This is a genomic window from Streptococcus sp. HMSC10E12 (assembly GCF_001807855.1).
GTDB lineage: Bacteria > Bacillota > Bacilli > Lactobacillales > Streptococcaceae > Streptococcus > Streptococcus salivarius.
In genome coordinates, this window is the sequence record NZ_KV791089.1 from 132,749 (window position 1) to 148,692 (window position 15,944).

Consider the following 15,944-nt stretch of genomic DNA (forward strand, 5'->3'; position numbering starts at 1 on the left):
GAGTATTATAGTCATAAGCAGTCGTAAGACTGCTAGCTTTTTAATCAATATCTCTTTTAAGATCGCGTTCTAGTTCAAAGAAAGGTTTAATATCTTGCACATATTCTAGGACACCTTGAAAGTCTCCCTTGTCATCCCTAACAGCTGCATAGGTAACATAGACGAATTTTCCTAAACGTTCAGACTTGAACCACATTGGAACTTGGTCACGCTCACCACTCCTTAGTAATTCAAAAATTTTCTTGACCTTATCAAGTACTTTTGGCGGATGACAAAGTTCAACGTTGCGTCCAATTTGGCTAGGTGTTCGTTTAAAAACCATTTCATTGGCAGGAACATTATCATTATAGTATTGGAAAATATCGTCTTTATTGACGAAAGTGATTTCCAAAGGAAGATGATTGAGGATGAGATTGGCCTGCTCCACAGAAAGATAACCATTGCCAAAAGGTTGCGTTGTTTCTCTATCAACGACAGTTTCAGTTTTTGGTTTTGGGGTGAAGCTGATGGTGAATTGCCCTTCTGGGGTTTCAATAATTCGGGTATTGCCCGTATGTGCGTCAGTGCTCAGACCTGACTGTTCTTGCGATGTTTCCGTATTGTCTTTCTCAAAACGCTCACGCTTAGGTTTCCAGACGGCTGTAGGTTTTATAATTGCATAGCCATAGGCATCACTTTCTTCGGCAATTGAAAGCCAATCATCCTGCGTGAAGGTTTCAAGCAGAATCATAAGTAAGATAGCTTCTTCCTTGAAAATCATAGCTTCAAATTCTTCTGAGAAAGCTTCAAAGGACTTTGAAAATTCTTCGAAATCAGCATCTGGAAGTTCTTTTAGTTTAGCTTCTGCATCTCGAAAGAGTTTTCGGATGTCATCGTCTACACCCCACATAACCTTTGGAGGAGAATCATGACCATAACGCTCCATTATTGGAAAGAAGAGCTTTTCTTTACGTGTGTAATGGTTATGGAATTGTCCCAATAAAGACATCTGATGTTTAAGTCCATTGACTAGGTCAGATTTAAAGTCTTCATTTTCGGGCTTACTGATATTTTCTATGATACGTCGGATACGGAGAATAGCTGAACGTAGTGCTAAATTCTCTTGTTTAAAGACATAGACAGGGTGGCCCTCTTGATCAGCGTCTGCCACTTCCACATCTGCAATAGCTCCTTTAAAGAGGTTCGCGTGAACATTACAAAGGCTCATCACATCTTCAAAGGTAACTCCATCTTCAGAAGACATCAATTCATGCTCCATCATAGAGATTTCAAGGGCAGATACTCCCCTGAAGTGTTGATTGAAGCGCTCTTGAACACTCTCGGGACTGGCTCCCTGGTGTAAATCTAGAAGTATTTCTTTGAGTATTTGAATACGATTGTTTTCCATATTAGTCTCCGATGACATCATAACCATTGAATAGTAAGGTTTGCTTGATTTTATCTAGGGGAATATTAGCTAACTTAGAGCCGGCTTTTAGACTGGTCACCTTACCGACAGTATTTAGCATAGCTGGGTTAGACAAGGGCTTAAAACCAAGGTCAATCAGTAAATCCTTAACCTCTGGATGCTCTTTTATGATTGTTGCGACTGGTTGTGATAAATCTATGGTGTTGGTAGTCATAATGACCTCCTAATAACATATTTGCTACTACCATTATACACGAGAATAATAAAAAAAGACCAACAAATCCTAGTTTGCTGGCTTTTGGTTAATTTCCAAATAGAGCTTCTGTAACATTGTGTTGGATATTTTCCCACTCTTGCTCTGCACGAACCATCTTACGGTGGAAATCGGCACGACCTCGTAGGTAGGCCGCAATTTGGTAATCTTGCTTAACAATCGGTATCTCAGGAATTTTGATGTCCAAGAGGTCAGCTGTCGATAAATTGAGGACAGCCTTTCCCTTATCAGCATAGTCCAAATAGGCACGACCAATATCTGTCTCAAGAAAGAACTTGATGTAAAAACCACGAAGTTTTTCCTTAGGTCGTAATACTGTGATATTTGATGAAGCAACAACTTCACGCTTGCCCTGATCTTCGAAAACAGCAACTTTTTGAACAGTTCCCTTAGATGCAATAAGAACATCTCCATCTTCTAAGAGAAAGCGTAAAAGTTTGCGACGTTCCTCAGAAAATGTTTTTAGGTCATCGTAAGCAATGCCGTTGGGTGTCATATCCGATAGATTAATGACAGCGAATTCGCCAGGTTCTGCCTTAGCAGGGACGGCTTTTCCTTTAAATTGATCGACAACATCGCCTAAACGAACAAGTTTGTCTGTGTTAGCTTCGTAATCAATAATCAGTTGAGGTCTTTCTTTTTCAGACATTGAATCTCCTTTTTATATTTTACTATCCATATTAAGTATTGCTATACAATAATAGCAAGAAGCTAATACTTTTGCAAGTAAAAACTGTAAGAAAGATAAAATAAAAAAGAGACCGGGGCCCCTTTTATAAGCTTTTAACTGCTGCTACTGCCGCTTCATAGTTTGGATCAGTATTGATATTGTCTAAATATTCGACATAGGTAATCTTGTTGTCAGCGTCTGCTACTAAAACGGCACGCGCTAACAAGTGCCATTCTTCAATAAGGACACCATAGTCTTTACCGAAACTATTATCATAGTAGTCAGAGAGCATGATGGCATTTTCAAGGCCTTCAGCACCACACCAACGAGCTTGCGCAAATGGTAGGTCCACTGAAATAGTAATAACTACAGTATCATCTAGTTCTGACAATTCCTTGTTAAAGGTACGCGTTTGAGTTGAACAAATACCAGTATCGATTGATGGAACGATAGAGATAACTTTTTTCTTACCGTCGAATTCTGAAAGTGATTTTTTCGTCAAATCTGTTGCTGTCAAATTAAAGTCACGCAAGGTATCTCCAACTTGAAGTTGTTTGTCTTCTGCTACTGTAACTGGTTTTCCAATAAATGTTGGCATGTTAATCCTCCAATACTTTTTTACTATTGTACTGCAAATAGAGCAAGAAGCCTAAGCATTTGTTTAGAACTTTTCAAACAGTAGTTTAATTTTTTCAGCAATCACTGTATTAATTGCAGGAATGACTTCGTCTGCAAAGTCTTTCAGATAGGGATAATCGCCAACTTGCACACTATATATAGCATATTTGAAAAGAGAAATATCATTTTGGTCATTTCCAAAAGCTACAAAGTCTCTACCAAAGTGGTTTAAAACAGTACTAGCCTTAGTCACTCCTTTTGGATTAATGTAGAGACACCTTTCGATATCATGGTAAGTAAGGTCTAAACATTCCAGTTTGTTTAGATTAAAGATAAGATCTTTTCGTATATCCTCATGCTCTGCAAGTGGAATAACAGCTTTAATAGGCTTATTAAGTTTTTGGACAGGCAAAATCCTTGCTTTGTTTAATGGGTCAACATTTGAAAGGAAAGGAATCTGATCAGGATTTTGTATAGCATAATTAAAGGTATCATCAATAAAATAAGGGAGGTTATAGGTATCACAGTAGCTAACAATCGTTCTGAGAGCATTAGAAGGTATTGTGTATTGAGATACTAATAGTTCATCTTGAAAGACTTCACCACCGTTTAAGCCAACTACTGTCAGTTTTTTCAATTCTCCCTCCAAAATACCAAGACAGTCTCTGTAAGAGCGTGCTGTTGCAAAAATAATCTCATGACCGTATTTTGGTGCTGTTAAAAGAACCTCTTGTAGTTCTTTTGACATGGTTATACCATCAAAACATAGGGTTCCATCCAAATCAAAAACAAATTTCATAGGGATAGTATAACAAAAAACCAGCTAAAGAGCTGGTTTAAATATTTAGTATCAAAATACTTAGATTTTATCAAGGGCTAGTTTTAAATCTTCAATCAAATCATCTGCGTTTTCCAAACCAACTGAGATACGAATTTGATTTGGAGTGACACCACAAGCCAACAAATCTGCTTCTGCCAATTGTTGGTGAGTTGTTGTTGCAGGGTGCACCACCAAAGATTTTGCATCAGCAACGTTAGCTAAATCCGAGAAGATTTCAAGATTATCGATAACGGTACGTGCTTCGTCTTGCCCACCTTTAACATGGAAAGTGAAAATAGAACCTGGTCCTTTAGGGAAGTATTTTTGTGCCAAGTCATAGTAAGGACTTGATGGCAATCCAGGATAGTTCACTTTTTCAACTTTTGGATGATTTTCCAAAAAGTCTACGATTTTTTTAGCATTTTCGACGTGGCGTTCGACACGAAGTGAAAGTGTTTCAAGTCCTTGTAAAAGCAAGAAAGCATTGAAAGGTGCCAAGGCAGCCCCTGTGTCACGCAAAAGTTGTGTACGAAGGGCAGTGATAAATGCTGCTGGACCAACATCACGTGTATAGCTGATATTGTGGTAAGATGGGTCTTCTTCAACCAACTGTGGGAACTTGCCTGAAGCTTCCCAGTCAAATTTACCAGAATCGACAATAAGGCCACCGATAGTTGTTCCATGTCCACCGATAAACTTAGTCGCAGAATGAACCACGATATCTACACCATGGGAGATAACATTGATGAGATATGGAGTACCAAAAGTATTGTCAGCAACCAATGGAATCTTATGACTGTGAGCAATTTCAGCAATTTTTTCAAAATCAGGAATGTTGATAAGCGGATTTCCCAAAGACTCAATCAATACAAGTTTGGTATTATCTTTGATAGCAGCTTCTATTTCTTCAGGATTGTCAACATCTACAAAAGTTGTTGTGACACCATAGCGTGGAAGAGTTTCTTTTAAGAGATTGAATGTTCCACCGTAGAGGGTTGTCGCAGCAACTACATGATCACCAGCATGTGCCAAACCAAGGATAGCATAGGTGATAGCAGCCATACCTGAAGCCGTAGCCAAGGCACCAACACCACCTTCGAGGGCTGCAATACGTTCTTCAAGTACTGCTACTGTTGGATTGGTAATACGTGTGTAAATATTACCCGGTTTTCTAAGGGCAAAGAGATCTTCACCTTCTTGAGCATCGTCAAAAACATATGAAGTCGTTTGGTAAATTGGAACCGCACGTGATTTTGTTTCCTTGTCAGGTGTTTGTCCAGCGTGTAATTGTAAGGTTTCAAATGAAAATTCTCGTGACATATGGGTGTCCTCCAAAACAAAAGTTGCTTTCATTCTACACCCAGAAAAGCTAGCTGTCTAATAGAAATTTTTTATCAATGTGATAGGGAAGGCTTATTAAAAAGGACCTTTCGGTCCCTTTCTATTTCTTCTCAATAGGTGCTACGCTTGCCAAAACTTTTTTAAGTCCAACTTCTGGGAATTTTATCTTAAGTTCTTGTGTCTTGCCACTTCCAGTTACTTCTAGGACGGTCCCATCTCCCCACTTCTTGTGGTGAGCGATATCTCCGATTTCCCAGTCAGTAGCTGAATTGCCAGAGTCTGAAGTCTTACCAAAAGGTAGTCCGCCAGTAGCTTTTGAAAATGGCTGAGCACCAGTATGTCTTTGAGGTTGTACATTTGCTTTTCTGGTCTGAAGCGCTTGTTGTAAACTCATGCCTTGACCAAATTGTGTTGGCTCTTCCTTTGTAAAACGAACACCAAATGATGAATTGGCTGGACGTGCTAGACCTTGATATTGTAATAAATCATCTGAAATTTCACGCAAGAAACGGCTAGGACGATTATAGCTAGTCTTACCGAAAAGCGTACGTGTATTAGCGTTGGTAAGGAAAAGAATCTCTTCAGCACGGGTAATACCTACGTAAGCTAAGCGACGCTCTTCTTCGAGTTCTTCTGGATCCTCTGAGGCACGAGACAAAGGGAAGACTCCCTCTTCCATACCGATAAGGAAGACAACTGGAAATTCAAGTCCTTTAGCAGCATGGAGGGTCATCAAGGTTACTTCTGCTGCTTCCATATCACCATCGTCCGTATCAGCAATCAAAGCTAGATCATTCAAGAAACGGCCTAAACGGTCAATACCAGTCTCATCTTCCGTACCATCGGAGTTGGTTTCATCAAAATTCTTAGTAACAGACATGAACTCTTCGATATTTTCAATGCGTGCTTGACTTTCAAGTGTTTGTTGCATAGAAAGAGCATCCAGATAACCAGACTTATCTAAAACAGCCTCTACCGCTTCAGTAATACTTAGCCCGTCTAGCTGGTCACGTAGATTCAGTATCATGTTAGCAAAATCGTAAACGCCCTGAGCTGCTTTCCCCTTGATCGGTGACAACATAATATTAGCTGATGCATCTAGGAGACTCATGTTTTGCTCATAGGCAAAGGTACGAATTTTTTCGAGTGTACCAGGTCCGACTCCACGTTTAGGTTCATTAACCACACGTTCAAAGCTAATATTATCCGCAGGATTGGCAATCAAGTTTAAGTAAGAAATGACATCACGGATTTCTTTACGGCTATAGAACTTGGTACCACCAACCATGGTATAAGGAATATTTGACTTGAGCAAGGCTTCTTCAATAGTACGAGACTGAGCATTGGTACGGTAGAGTACAGCAAAATCCTTAAAGTTCTTACCTTCTTCACGAATAATATTGTCGATTGTTGAAGCAACAAAAACAGCTTCATCACGCTCATCATTAGCACGGTAATAAACAATTTGTTCACCGTCATCATTTTGTGTCCAAAGTTTCTTTGGACGGCGATTGCGGTTATTCTTGATAACTTCGTTGGCTGCTTGAAGAATTTTCTTGGTTGAACGGTAGTTTTCTTCCAAGAGAACTACCTTAGCTTCAGGATAGTCCTTCTCAAAATCAAGGATATTCTGCATATCAGCCCCACGCCAACCGTAGATTGATTGGTCCGCATCACCTACGACACAGATATTCTTGAAGCGAGAAGCCAAGAGTTTTACCAACTGATATTGAGCATGGTTGGTATCTTGGTACTCATCCACGTGAATGTACTGATAACGTTGCTGATAATAGGCGAGGACATCAGGATTTTTGTCAAAGAGACGTAAAGTCATCATAATCAAATCGTCAAAATCCATAGCTTCACTACGACGTAGCTCTTCTTGATAGGCCTTATAACATTTAGCAACAATTTGGGTGTACATATCACCGGCCTGGTGCTCATAGGCCACTTCATCCAAGAGGTCATTTTTGGCGTTGGAAATCGTCCCTAAGATGGCACGTTCATTCCACTTCTTAGGATCTAGGTTCAGATTCTTGAGAATACGCTTCATCAAAGTACGTTGTTCCCCAGGATCTACGATAGTAAAGTTTCGGTTGTAGCCAATATGGTCCGCTTCACGACGAAGAATTCGCACGCACATACTATGGAAGGTTGCAATCAAGGTTTCTGAAGTTGCTGGATTTAAAGCCATAGCACGTTCACGCATCTCACGAGCTGCCTTATTGGTAAAGGTAATGGCTAGGATATTCCAGGGGTTAATCATTTTCTCGTCAATGAGGTAGGCAATGCGGTGGGTAAGCACACGTGTCTTCCCAGATCCTGCACCAGCCATAATCAATAAAGGCCCTTCAGTCGTTTGGACGGCTTCGGCCTGTTTGTCATTCATACCAGTTAATAATGGGTTCATCATATTCTCCATTCTCAAAAATAGGCTCTACTATTTTATCATTTTTTGGATGAAAATGCAGACTCTATTCATAATGGATCTGAAATAACTTTAGAAGATAATTGTTTGTTTTTATTGGAAGTACTTTGCTTAAGATTACCCATATTCTTAGCTTTTTCTAGCTTTGGGGGAAGACATGCTAAAGAATAATATTCGGATTTTTATACTTTTGATGAAAATTAGTGTTGACACTGTTCGGTTTTTTCGATAAGATATAATCACAATAAAATAAGAACCGAGTGATGTCATCAGGATGACTGGTGATTGACGGACTTCTGGAGAGATCTTGAAGCAGCCTTAGCTGTAAACAAGACACCGAAGGGGCAAGGGGTAACAACCGAAACTCTCAGGTAAAAGGACAGAAAGCATCGCAAGTTTTTTAACTTGTAGTAATAGCTTTGTATTCTCAGAGGTCTGGTTAAGCCAAACCTCTTTTTTGACGTCTCGGTTAAAGGAGATTGTAAATTTATGTTAGACTTTTTTACTACCATTGATGATTTTGTCTGGGGTCCTCCCCTTCTGGTCCTTCTTGTAGGAACTGGGATTTACCTTACAATTCGTCTTGGTCTTTTGCAAGTTCTTCGTCTTCCTAAAGCTTTTAAACTTATCTTTTCTGAAGATAAAGGGGAAGGAGATATTTCTAGTTTCGCAGCCCTTGCAACGGCTCTTGCTGCAACTGTTGGTACAGGTAACATTGTCGGTGTAGCTACTGCCATCAAAACGGGTGGACCTGGTGCCCTTTTCTGGATGTGGATTGCCGCTTTCTTTGGTATGGCAACTAAATATTCCGAAGGTCTTTTGGCTATTAAATTCCGTACACTTGACGACCAAGGTAATGTTTCTGGTGGTCCAATGTATTACATCACACACGGTTTTTCTGGGAAATGGCAAACAATCGCTAAACCCTTGGCCTACTTCTTTGCCTTTGCAGGTGTGCTAGTTGCATGGTTGGGGATTGGTACTTTCTCTCAAGTTAACTCAATCACCGCTTCACTTCAAAATAGCTTTGACTGGTCACCAAAAATCGTAAGTGTCATTCTTGCTTTTATCACTGCTGCTATCATTTTTGGTGGTATCCAATCTATCTCTAAAGTTTCTGAAAAGGTCGTACCATTTATGGCTGGGCTTTATATCTTGGCAGCTCTTGTGGTTATCTTTACTAACTTTAATCAACTTCTTCCAGTCCTTGAAATGGTCTTCCAATCTGCCTTTACTGGTAAAGCAGCTGTAGGTGGTTTTGCTGGTGCAACAGTCTTGGTTGCAATGCGTCTTGGTATTGCGCGTGGTGTCTTCTCAAATGAGTCAGGTCTTGGATCAGCTCCTATCGCTGCAGCTGCTGCTAAGACCGAAGAACCAGTTGAACAAGGTTTGATTTCAATGACAGGTACTTTCATTGATACGATTATCATCTGTACGCTTACTGGTCTTGCCATCCTTGTAACGGGTCAATGGTCAGGTAGCCTAGAAGGTGCCCCAATGACACAAGCTGCCTTCTCTTCTGTTTTTGGTACATTTGGTGAAATTGCCTTAACACTTTCTTTGGTTCTCTTTGCCTTTACAACAATCTTGGGTTGGTCTTACTACGGTGAACGTTGTTTCGAATTCATTTTCAAATCAACTAAATTCCTCCCACTCTATCGCCTTATCTTTGTGGTCATGGTTGCCCTTGGTGGTTACCTTACACTTGATGTTGTTTGGAAAATTGCGGATATCGTAAACGGTTTGATGGCTTTGCCTAACTTGATTGCCCTTCTTGTCCTCTCACCAATCATCTTCAAAGAAACTAAATCTTACTTTGAACGTCACAAATAAACAAAAAGAGCCTAGGCTCTTTTTTCTTGACTTTATCGGCACCAATCCTTGCTACTACTGGTCTTTTGCGTTACAATGAAATTAAATCATTTTACAACTAATAGAGAAAAAATCCAAAGGAATAACTATGTCAATTACCAAAGAATTTGATACGATTACTGCAATTTCAACACCTTTAGGTGAAGGTGCTATCGGTATCGTTCGCCTATCTGGAACCGATGCAGTTGCTATTGCTAATAAGGTTTTCAAAGGAAAAAATTTAGAAACGGTCGCTTCACATACTATCAATTACGGTCATATCGTGGAAAATGATGAAACCATTGATGAAGTCATGGTCAGTGTTATGCGTGCACCAAAGACCTTTACGCGTGAGGATGTCGTAGAAATCAACACCCATGGTGGTGTCGCTGTAACCAATGAAATCCTTCAACTCCTTATCCGTTCTGGCGCTCGTATGGCCGAACCTGGAGAATTTACCAAACGTGCCTTCTTGAATGGTCGTGTGGACTTGACCCAGGCCGAAGCTGTTATGGATTTGATTCGTGCTAAAACTGATAAGGCTATGGCCGTTGCCGTTTCTCAACTTGATGGTTCGCTCAAGGATCTCATTAACAACACTCGCCAAGAAATCCTTAACACTTTGGCTCAAGTCGAAGTGAATATTGATTACCCAGAGTATGATGATGTTGAAGAAGTTACTACAAATCTTGTCCGTGAAAAGACTCAAGAGTTCCAAGCACTTCTAGAAAATCTTCTGGCTACTGCCAAACGAGGAAAAATTCTACGAGAAGGTCTTTCAACGGCAATCATTGGTCGTCCAAATGTCGGAAAATCTAGCCTTCTTAACAATCTCCTACGTGAGGAGAAGGCTATCGTTACAGACATTGAGGGTACAACACGTGATGTCATTGAAGAATACGTTAATATCAAAGGCGTTCCACTTAAGTTAATTGATACCGCTGGTATCCGTGACACAGACGATGTTGTTGAAAAAATTGGTGTGGAGCGTTCTAAGAAAGCTCTTGAAGAGGCTGACCTGGTTCTTCTTGTCCTTAATAGCTCTGAACCGTTAACTGAGCAAGACCGTACATTACTCGAAATCAGCCAAAATAGCAATCGAATCATTCTCCTAAATAAGACAGACCTTCCACAAGCAATCCAAATGGAAGAGCTTCCTGAAGATGTCATTCCGATTTCAGTCCTCAAGAATGAAAACATCGACAAAATTGAAGATCGCATCAATCAACTCTTCTTTGATAATGCTGGTCTAGTGGAGAAAGATGCTACTTATCTCTCAAATGCCCGTCACATTTCACTCATTGAAAAAGCCCTCGAAAGCCTTGAAGCAGTCAATCAAGCTCTTGAATTAGGCATGCCTGTTGACCTCTTACAAGTAGATATGACACGTACTTGGGAAATTCTGGGAGAAATCACTGGTGATGCTGCCCCAGATGAACTCATTACGCAACTCTTTAGCCAGTTCTGTCTAGGAAAATAAACATAACTAAATTTATGTAAAAAAGATGCTCTGTCATCTTTTTATTTTTTGTATCATAAATACAGAAATAAAGTTATGTAAACTAAAACCTATCAATACCATAAGACGATTACCTCATGCTTTTTAAGAAAGAAAATGCTATCATGGTACTATCCTATGATTTTGAAAGGTTTGTCATGAGTCAAGCAACTACTGATACTGATTTTAAACATTTGATAGACTTTGACGATAATCTGCTTCCTTTTCGACTGACGGAAACTAAGGTTGAAAATGGACGCCCTGATATTCTTTTTCATTGGCATCCTGAACTTGAGATTCAGTACGTTTATGAGGGGACAGCTCGTTATCACATTGATTATGACTATTTTGACAGTCAGGCTGGAGATATCTTTTTAATACGTCCGAATGGCCTTCATTCGATTCACCCCGTAGATAATCAGCCTCATCATACGGACACCTTACATTTTCATTTGGATATGCTGGGACAGTCGCTGGTGGACCCGCTTAGTCTACGCTACCTACAGCCTTTACAGAATTCTAATTTCAAGTTTAAACAATGCCTGAGACCGTCAGACGAGGGGTATAGGGAAATCAAAGCTCTCCTCTTTGAGATTTTTAAAATGATTCGTCAGAAAGATCGTCACTATGAACTCCTTCTCAAGTCAAAACTAGAAGAATTAATTTACCTCCTCTACTTCTATCGTTTGGTAGAGCGCAAAACTTCTGATGATCATTATCGTAAGAATGAAAAGATTCGGGAAATCATTGATTATATTAATCAACATTATGCCGAAAATCTGACTATTGAAAAGTTATCAGAGCTTATGGGGTATAGTAAGACTCACTTTATGACGATTTTTAAGCAACATACAGGTACCTCTTGTACAGAATTTATCATTCAAGCAAGACTCAATGCTGCTTGCGAGGAGCTTCGTAATAGCGTTAAACCAGTTTTGGAAATTGCTACTAATGTTGGTTTTAATAACCTATCCAATTTTAACCGCCAATTTAAACACTATTACGACCAAACACCAAGCCAGTATCGTAAGACACATAGTAACAAGAAGAAAACAAAAAAGAGTTAGCCAAATGGTTAACTCTTTTTTTATCTGTAAACTTCTTAGTTTTTCTCTTTGCCTTTGTGTTTACCACTAAGTCCAAAGAGAGTTAGCAACATACCAAGTCCAAGAAGACCAGCGTGTGAGCCCTTGTCACCTGTTGTAGGAAGAACTTCAGTTTGAGCAGAAGCTTCTGTCGCTTTTTCAGTTTCTTTAAGTGCTTCACTTCTTGTTGAAATGAAGAATACTTTTCCATTAGGAGTCGTCACTACTTTAGATACGACTGGTTTGCTAGTTTCTAAATCTTTAGCAATAGTTGATGGAGTAACAGGTTCCAAAGGATTAAGTGTAGGGTCTGCTGCATTTTCTTTTTTGTTCAAGGCAGCAAAATCAGCACTTGAAATTGAAATGGTACGTGAATTTGGATTGATAACGGCATACTTAGAAAGGTCTGCACGTGTCAAGTAATCCGCAAAGACTGTGTCCATTGAAGGACCTTCTTCACGAGGACCACCTAGCATAGTGAAGCCATCACCACCAGCAGCCAAGAAGTCGTTGGTTACAAGATAGTAAGTTTCGTTAGTGTTAAGTGGTTTATAGACACCAGTTTCTGGGTCCAAAATGTCAATTGACAAGATACGTTTTTCAGCTGGAAGAGTTGTGTCATAGTAAACACGAGCTCCTGAGACTTGAAGGAAACCACCAGATGGTTCAAGAAGAGGTTGGCCATTTTCGTCCATAACAGTTTTACCACTTTCGTCAACTTGGAGAATAGAACCAAGAGATTTGACAAACATATCATGGATATTTTGACCTGTTACTTGAATTTGAGCAACTGAGTTACCAAATGGAAGAACGGCAATGATATCACCTTTAGTGATTGTTTTGTCTTTGGCGATTGTTTCACGAAGACCACCACCATTTGTCACGGCAAGGTTAGACTTGTGTGTGAAGGCTGATTGTCCGTAATCTAAGAGAGCATCGGCGACCACATTACCAAGGTTAGTTTCGCGAACACGAACGTCCATACGGTCACCGCTAAGTTTAACTGGGCTATTTTCAATAACGACTTTTGAGGAATCCGCCTTGTACTTAGCTTGGATATCATCAATCATAGCTTTAACTGTTGGGTTAACTTGATAATTTTTCTTAGCTTCGTCGTGTGAGATCACACCATGTGACAAGACACGGTCAGAATTATAAACGACGCGGCCAACATTGTTAAGGTAGCTACCAGTTTGGTTGTAAGTAACGTTATCGCCGTATGTCGCTGTGTGAAGAGTGTGTGAGTGACCATCGAGGACAAGAACACGTTTTCCTTTCAAAGGGGCATAATTTGAAAGAGCTTCTGCCAAAGTTGATCCACGCCATTCAACTGGAGTTGTTGTATCAATCCCCAAGTGACTAAGGACAACATAAGTCTTGTATTCCTTACCTTCGGCACGGGCATTTGATTCCACTTGGTCAACAACAGCCTTAACTTCAGTAATAGGATCAGTGAAAGAGACACCTGGGATATTACGTGGGTGTGTCTTAGTAGCTGTCTCCGGTGTAGTGACACCAATAACAACGACTTCATCTCCATCAACACCAGGTGTTTTGTCAACGATTGTAGATGGTTGGAAAAGACGTACGCCATTTACATATACGTTAGATGTGATGATTGGGAAATTGATTTGTTTGCTCAAACGACGCAATTGGTCAAGACCAAAGTCAAACTCATGGTTCCCCACTGTCATGGCATCAAAACCAACAGCATTCATGACATTTGCCATGTCTTCACCCTTAGAACTGTTTGAAATTGGAAGACCTTGGAATGAGTCACCAGCATCAAGGACGATGGTTGTTCCTTTCGAACGATAATCATTGACGATACCAGACAAAAGGGCATCACCAATAACCCCATTACGATCATCTTCAACCATACGACCATGAACATCGTTGGTGTGAAGGACTGTTACAGTATCGTTGCTGGCACTTGTGCTAGAATTTGTTACGACTTCTGTTGTAGGAGTTGCGGCTACAGTTGCAGTTTCGCTTGCTGTGGCAACGGGTGTTTCGCTTATTTCAGCTGTTGAAGCAGTAACAACTGATGTTGAACTAGCTACTGGTGCTGCAGACTCGCTAGATGCAGTTGTTGCTGCAGTAGATGTCGCATTGGTAGTTGCCTCTGTAGCTACTACTTCAGTGCTTGGTGCTGTAACAGCTGCATGAGTTTCTACCTCGTCAGCTTGGACAGCATTGGCCAAGATGGCAGTTGAGACAAGTAGGGTTGATAGGGTCGTTGCAACGACTGTTTTCTTCTTCATTCCAAAATACCTTTCTGATTTTTAAATCGTTTTTTATTATACCACATTTATAAGATTAGAATTAAATAAACTTCAATATTTTATTAGATATTCAAACAATTCTTTCAAAAAAGTCAATAGGTAGCTAAACGTTTTTCTAGATAACCTTGAAGCAGTTCAAAAGTAAAGCTCAAAGTCCAGTAAATAAGGGCGATTAGGATATACATTGACATGTAGTCATACTCACGCCCACCGATAATCTTAGCATTTTGGAAAATGTCAGGCACTGTAATCATAGCAGCTAATGACGAACTCTTAACCATATCAATAATAACATTACCAAGTGGGGCTACTGCTATACGCATGGCCTGAGGTAAGATAATTCGACGGATAATAGATTTCTGAGGAAGGCCAAGAGAACGAGCGGCTTCCCACTGCCCCTTATCTACTGCAGCTATGGATGAACGGAAAATTTCTGCCATATAAGCGGCACTGACACATGAGAAACCAATAAAGGCACAAAGAAGGGCAGGCAGCTGAACACCAATGTAAGGCAGACCAAAGTAAAGAATGAAGAGGACGACCAACATAGGGACCCCACGCATGATGGAAATATAAACACGGGCAGGATATTTCAACCAAGGTTTTTGCGACATCCGCATAAAGGCAAGGATGATGGCAAATACATTCCCCACCATAAAGCTTAAAAGGGAAATCCCCAAAGTATAGGGCAAACCTGATAGGACATAGGGAATGCTTTTTAGAATCAGTGAAAAATCAATAATCATAAGTCTATCTTTCTAAACATTTCTTTAGCAAATAAGCGATCCAATTGGATCGCTCATATTATTCAACGTCAGAGATGTCAATCTCAGTGTAGTCAACTTTCGTTTTCTTTGTAACGTCTTGACCAGCAAAGAACTTCTCTGAAATCTTGGTAAGGGTACCGTCTTTCTTCATATCTTTGATAGCTTTATTAACTTTTTCTTGAAGGGTTTTATTCTTCAATGAGAAAGTAAAGCTTGTTGAGTAAGGGTTACTGTAGATACCATCGTTGATCTTAACAGGGTACTTATCTTTGATAGCAGCTACTGCCATCTTTTGCAAGTAGTAATCGTTGACGATAACGTCTGTACGACCATTTACCAAGTCTTGCATATAAACGTCATTGGTAACATTGTCATAGACGACGAGTTCAGCACCCATTTTTTTGGCAATCTTCATGTATTTAGTACTTGCAGCACCGGCTGCTTTCTTGCCTTTAAGGTCCTTCCATGAAGAAATTCCTGAGTTATCTGATTCACGAACTACCATAGAAGTGAATGAATACTTGTATGGTTCAGAACGCAAGAATTTTTTGACATTCTTGTTGTCGTCTTCGAGTGAGTAGTTGGCGATATCGACTTGACCACTATTTACAGCAGTAAGCATGCCATCCACGCCCATCTCAGTGAATTCAATTTTCAACTTAAGACGTTTTCCAACTTCTTTGAGAATCTCAACGTCATAACCAGTCAGATTATTCTTATCATCGTGGTAGCTTTGAGGGTAAAGAGTTCCAGCAGTCGCAACCTTGATGCTCCCACGTTTCTCAATCTTTTCCCAGTTCTTCTCACCTGTACTCTGTGACGAGCAGGCAACCAAAAAGACCGCAGCCAAAATTAGGCTAAATACGGCGAAAAATCTCTTTTTCATCTATGTGTCTCTC

13 protein-coding genes and 1 riboswitch are annotated in these 15,944 nt (G+C 40.1%); of the genes, 3 read left to right on the plus strand and 10 right to left on the minus strand.

The window, feature by feature from the left end:
- Positions 1-40 precede the first annotated feature (40 nt).
- From HMPREF3112_RS05385 to pcrA, 7 genes are all read right to left on the minus strand, one after another.
- On the minus strand, positions 41-1,387 hold the full coding sequence (locus tag HMPREF3112_RS05385; protein WP_048675787.1) for a DUF438 domain-containing protein: 1,347 nt from the start codon (positions 1,385-1,387) through the stop codon (positions 41-43).
- Between the two features lies 1 nt (position 1,388).
- Positions 1,389-1,622, minus strand: coding sequence for a DUF1858 domain-containing protein (locus HMPREF3112_RS05390; protein WP_004182516.1), 234 nt, complete (start codon positions 1,620-1,622; stop codon positions 1,389-1,391).
- An 88-nt stretch (positions 1,623-1,710) separates the two neighbouring features.
- The gene (locus HMPREF3112_RS05395) at positions 1,711-2,331 is read right to left on the minus strand and encodes a restriction endonuclease subunit S (RefSeq protein ID WP_048675785.1); all 621 of its coding nucleotides are present in this window, start codon (positions 2,329-2,331) and stop codon (positions 1,711-1,713) included.
- A 124-nt stretch (positions 2,332-2,455) separates the two neighbouring features.
- Positions 2,456-2,950 carry a thiol peroxidase gene (tpx, locus tag HMPREF3112_RS05400; protein ID WP_037611582.1) on the minus strand — a complete coding sequence of 165 codons (495 nt, stop codon included), beginning with the start codon at positions 2,948-2,950 and terminating at the stop codon, positions 2,456-2,458.
- Positions 2,951-3,013: 63 nt separating this feature from the next.
- The gene (locus HMPREF3112_RS05405; protein ID WP_070438556.1) at positions 3,014-3,769 is read right to left on the minus strand and encodes an HAD-IIB family hydrolase; all 756 of its coding nucleotides are present in this window, start codon (positions 3,767-3,769) and stop codon (positions 3,014-3,016) included.
- Between the two features lie 60 nt (positions 3,770-3,829).
- Positions 3,830-5,110 carry an O-acetylhomoserine aminocarboxypropyltransferase/cysteine synthase family protein gene (locus HMPREF3112_RS05410; protein ID WP_204373248.1) on the minus strand — a complete coding sequence of 427 codons (1,281 nt, stop codon included), beginning with the start codon at positions 5,108-5,110 and terminating at the stop codon, positions 3,830-3,832.
- Between the two features lie 121 nt (positions 5,111-5,231).
- Positions 5,232-7,541, minus strand: coding sequence for a DNA helicase PcrA (gene pcrA / locus HMPREF3112_RS05415; protein ID WP_048675776.1), 2,310 nt, complete (start codon positions 7,539-7,541; stop codon positions 5,232-5,234).
- 304 nt (positions 7,542-7,845) lie between these two features.
- Positions 7,846-7,952, plus strand: a riboswitch (glycine riboswitch).
- 96 nt (positions 7,953-8,048) lie between these two features.
- Between pcrA and HMPREF3112_RS05420 the strand changes: the two genes are divergently transcribed.
- From HMPREF3112_RS05420 to HMPREF3112_RS05430, 3 genes are all read left to right on the plus strand, one after another.
- Complete coding sequence (locus HMPREF3112_RS05420) at positions 8,049-9,392, plus strand: alanine/glycine:cation symporter family protein (RefSeq protein WP_048675774.1); 1,344 nt, start codon at positions 8,049-8,051, stop codon at positions 9,390-9,392.
- A 127-nt stretch (positions 9,393-9,519) separates the two neighbouring features.
- A complete protein-coding gene (mnmE, locus tag HMPREF3112_RS05425) occupies positions 9,520-10,890 on the plus strand; it encodes a tRNA uridine-5-carboxymethylaminomethyl(34) synthesis GTPase MnmE (RefSeq protein ID WP_070438559.1) in 1,371 nt (456 codons plus the stop codon).
- A 143-nt stretch (positions 10,891-11,033) separates the two neighbouring features.
- Positions 11,034-11,975, plus strand: a complete 942-nt coding sequence (locus HMPREF3112_RS05430) for an AraC family transcriptional regulator (protein WP_081721229.1) — start codon at positions 11,034-11,036, stop codon at positions 11,973-11,975.
- A gap of 35 nt (positions 11,976-12,010) precedes the next feature.
- Here the strand turns inward: HMPREF3112_RS05430 and nt5e are convergent, their stop codons facing one another.
- The 3 genes from nt5e to HMPREF3112_RS05445 form a co-directional block, all read right to left on the minus strand.
- Positions 12,011-14,257, minus strand: a complete 2,247-nt coding sequence (gene nt5e / locus HMPREF3112_RS05435; protein WP_070438562.1) for a cell surface ecto-5'-nucleotidase Nt5e — start codon at positions 14,255-14,257, stop codon at positions 12,011-12,013.
- 113 nt (positions 14,258-14,370) lie between these two features.
- Positions 14,371-15,024 (minus strand): amino acid ABC transporter permease, encoded by a 654-nt coding sequence (locus HMPREF3112_RS05440; RefSeq protein WP_038676047.1) that lies wholly within the window; start codon positions 15,022-15,024, stop codon positions 14,371-14,373.
- Positions 15,025-15,082: 58 nt separating this feature from the next.
- A complete protein-coding gene (locus HMPREF3112_RS05445; RefSeq protein WP_048675765.1) occupies positions 15,083-15,931 on the minus strand; it encodes a transporter substrate-binding domain-containing protein in 849 nt (282 codons plus the stop codon).
- Positions 15,932-15,944 lie beyond the last annotated feature (13 nt).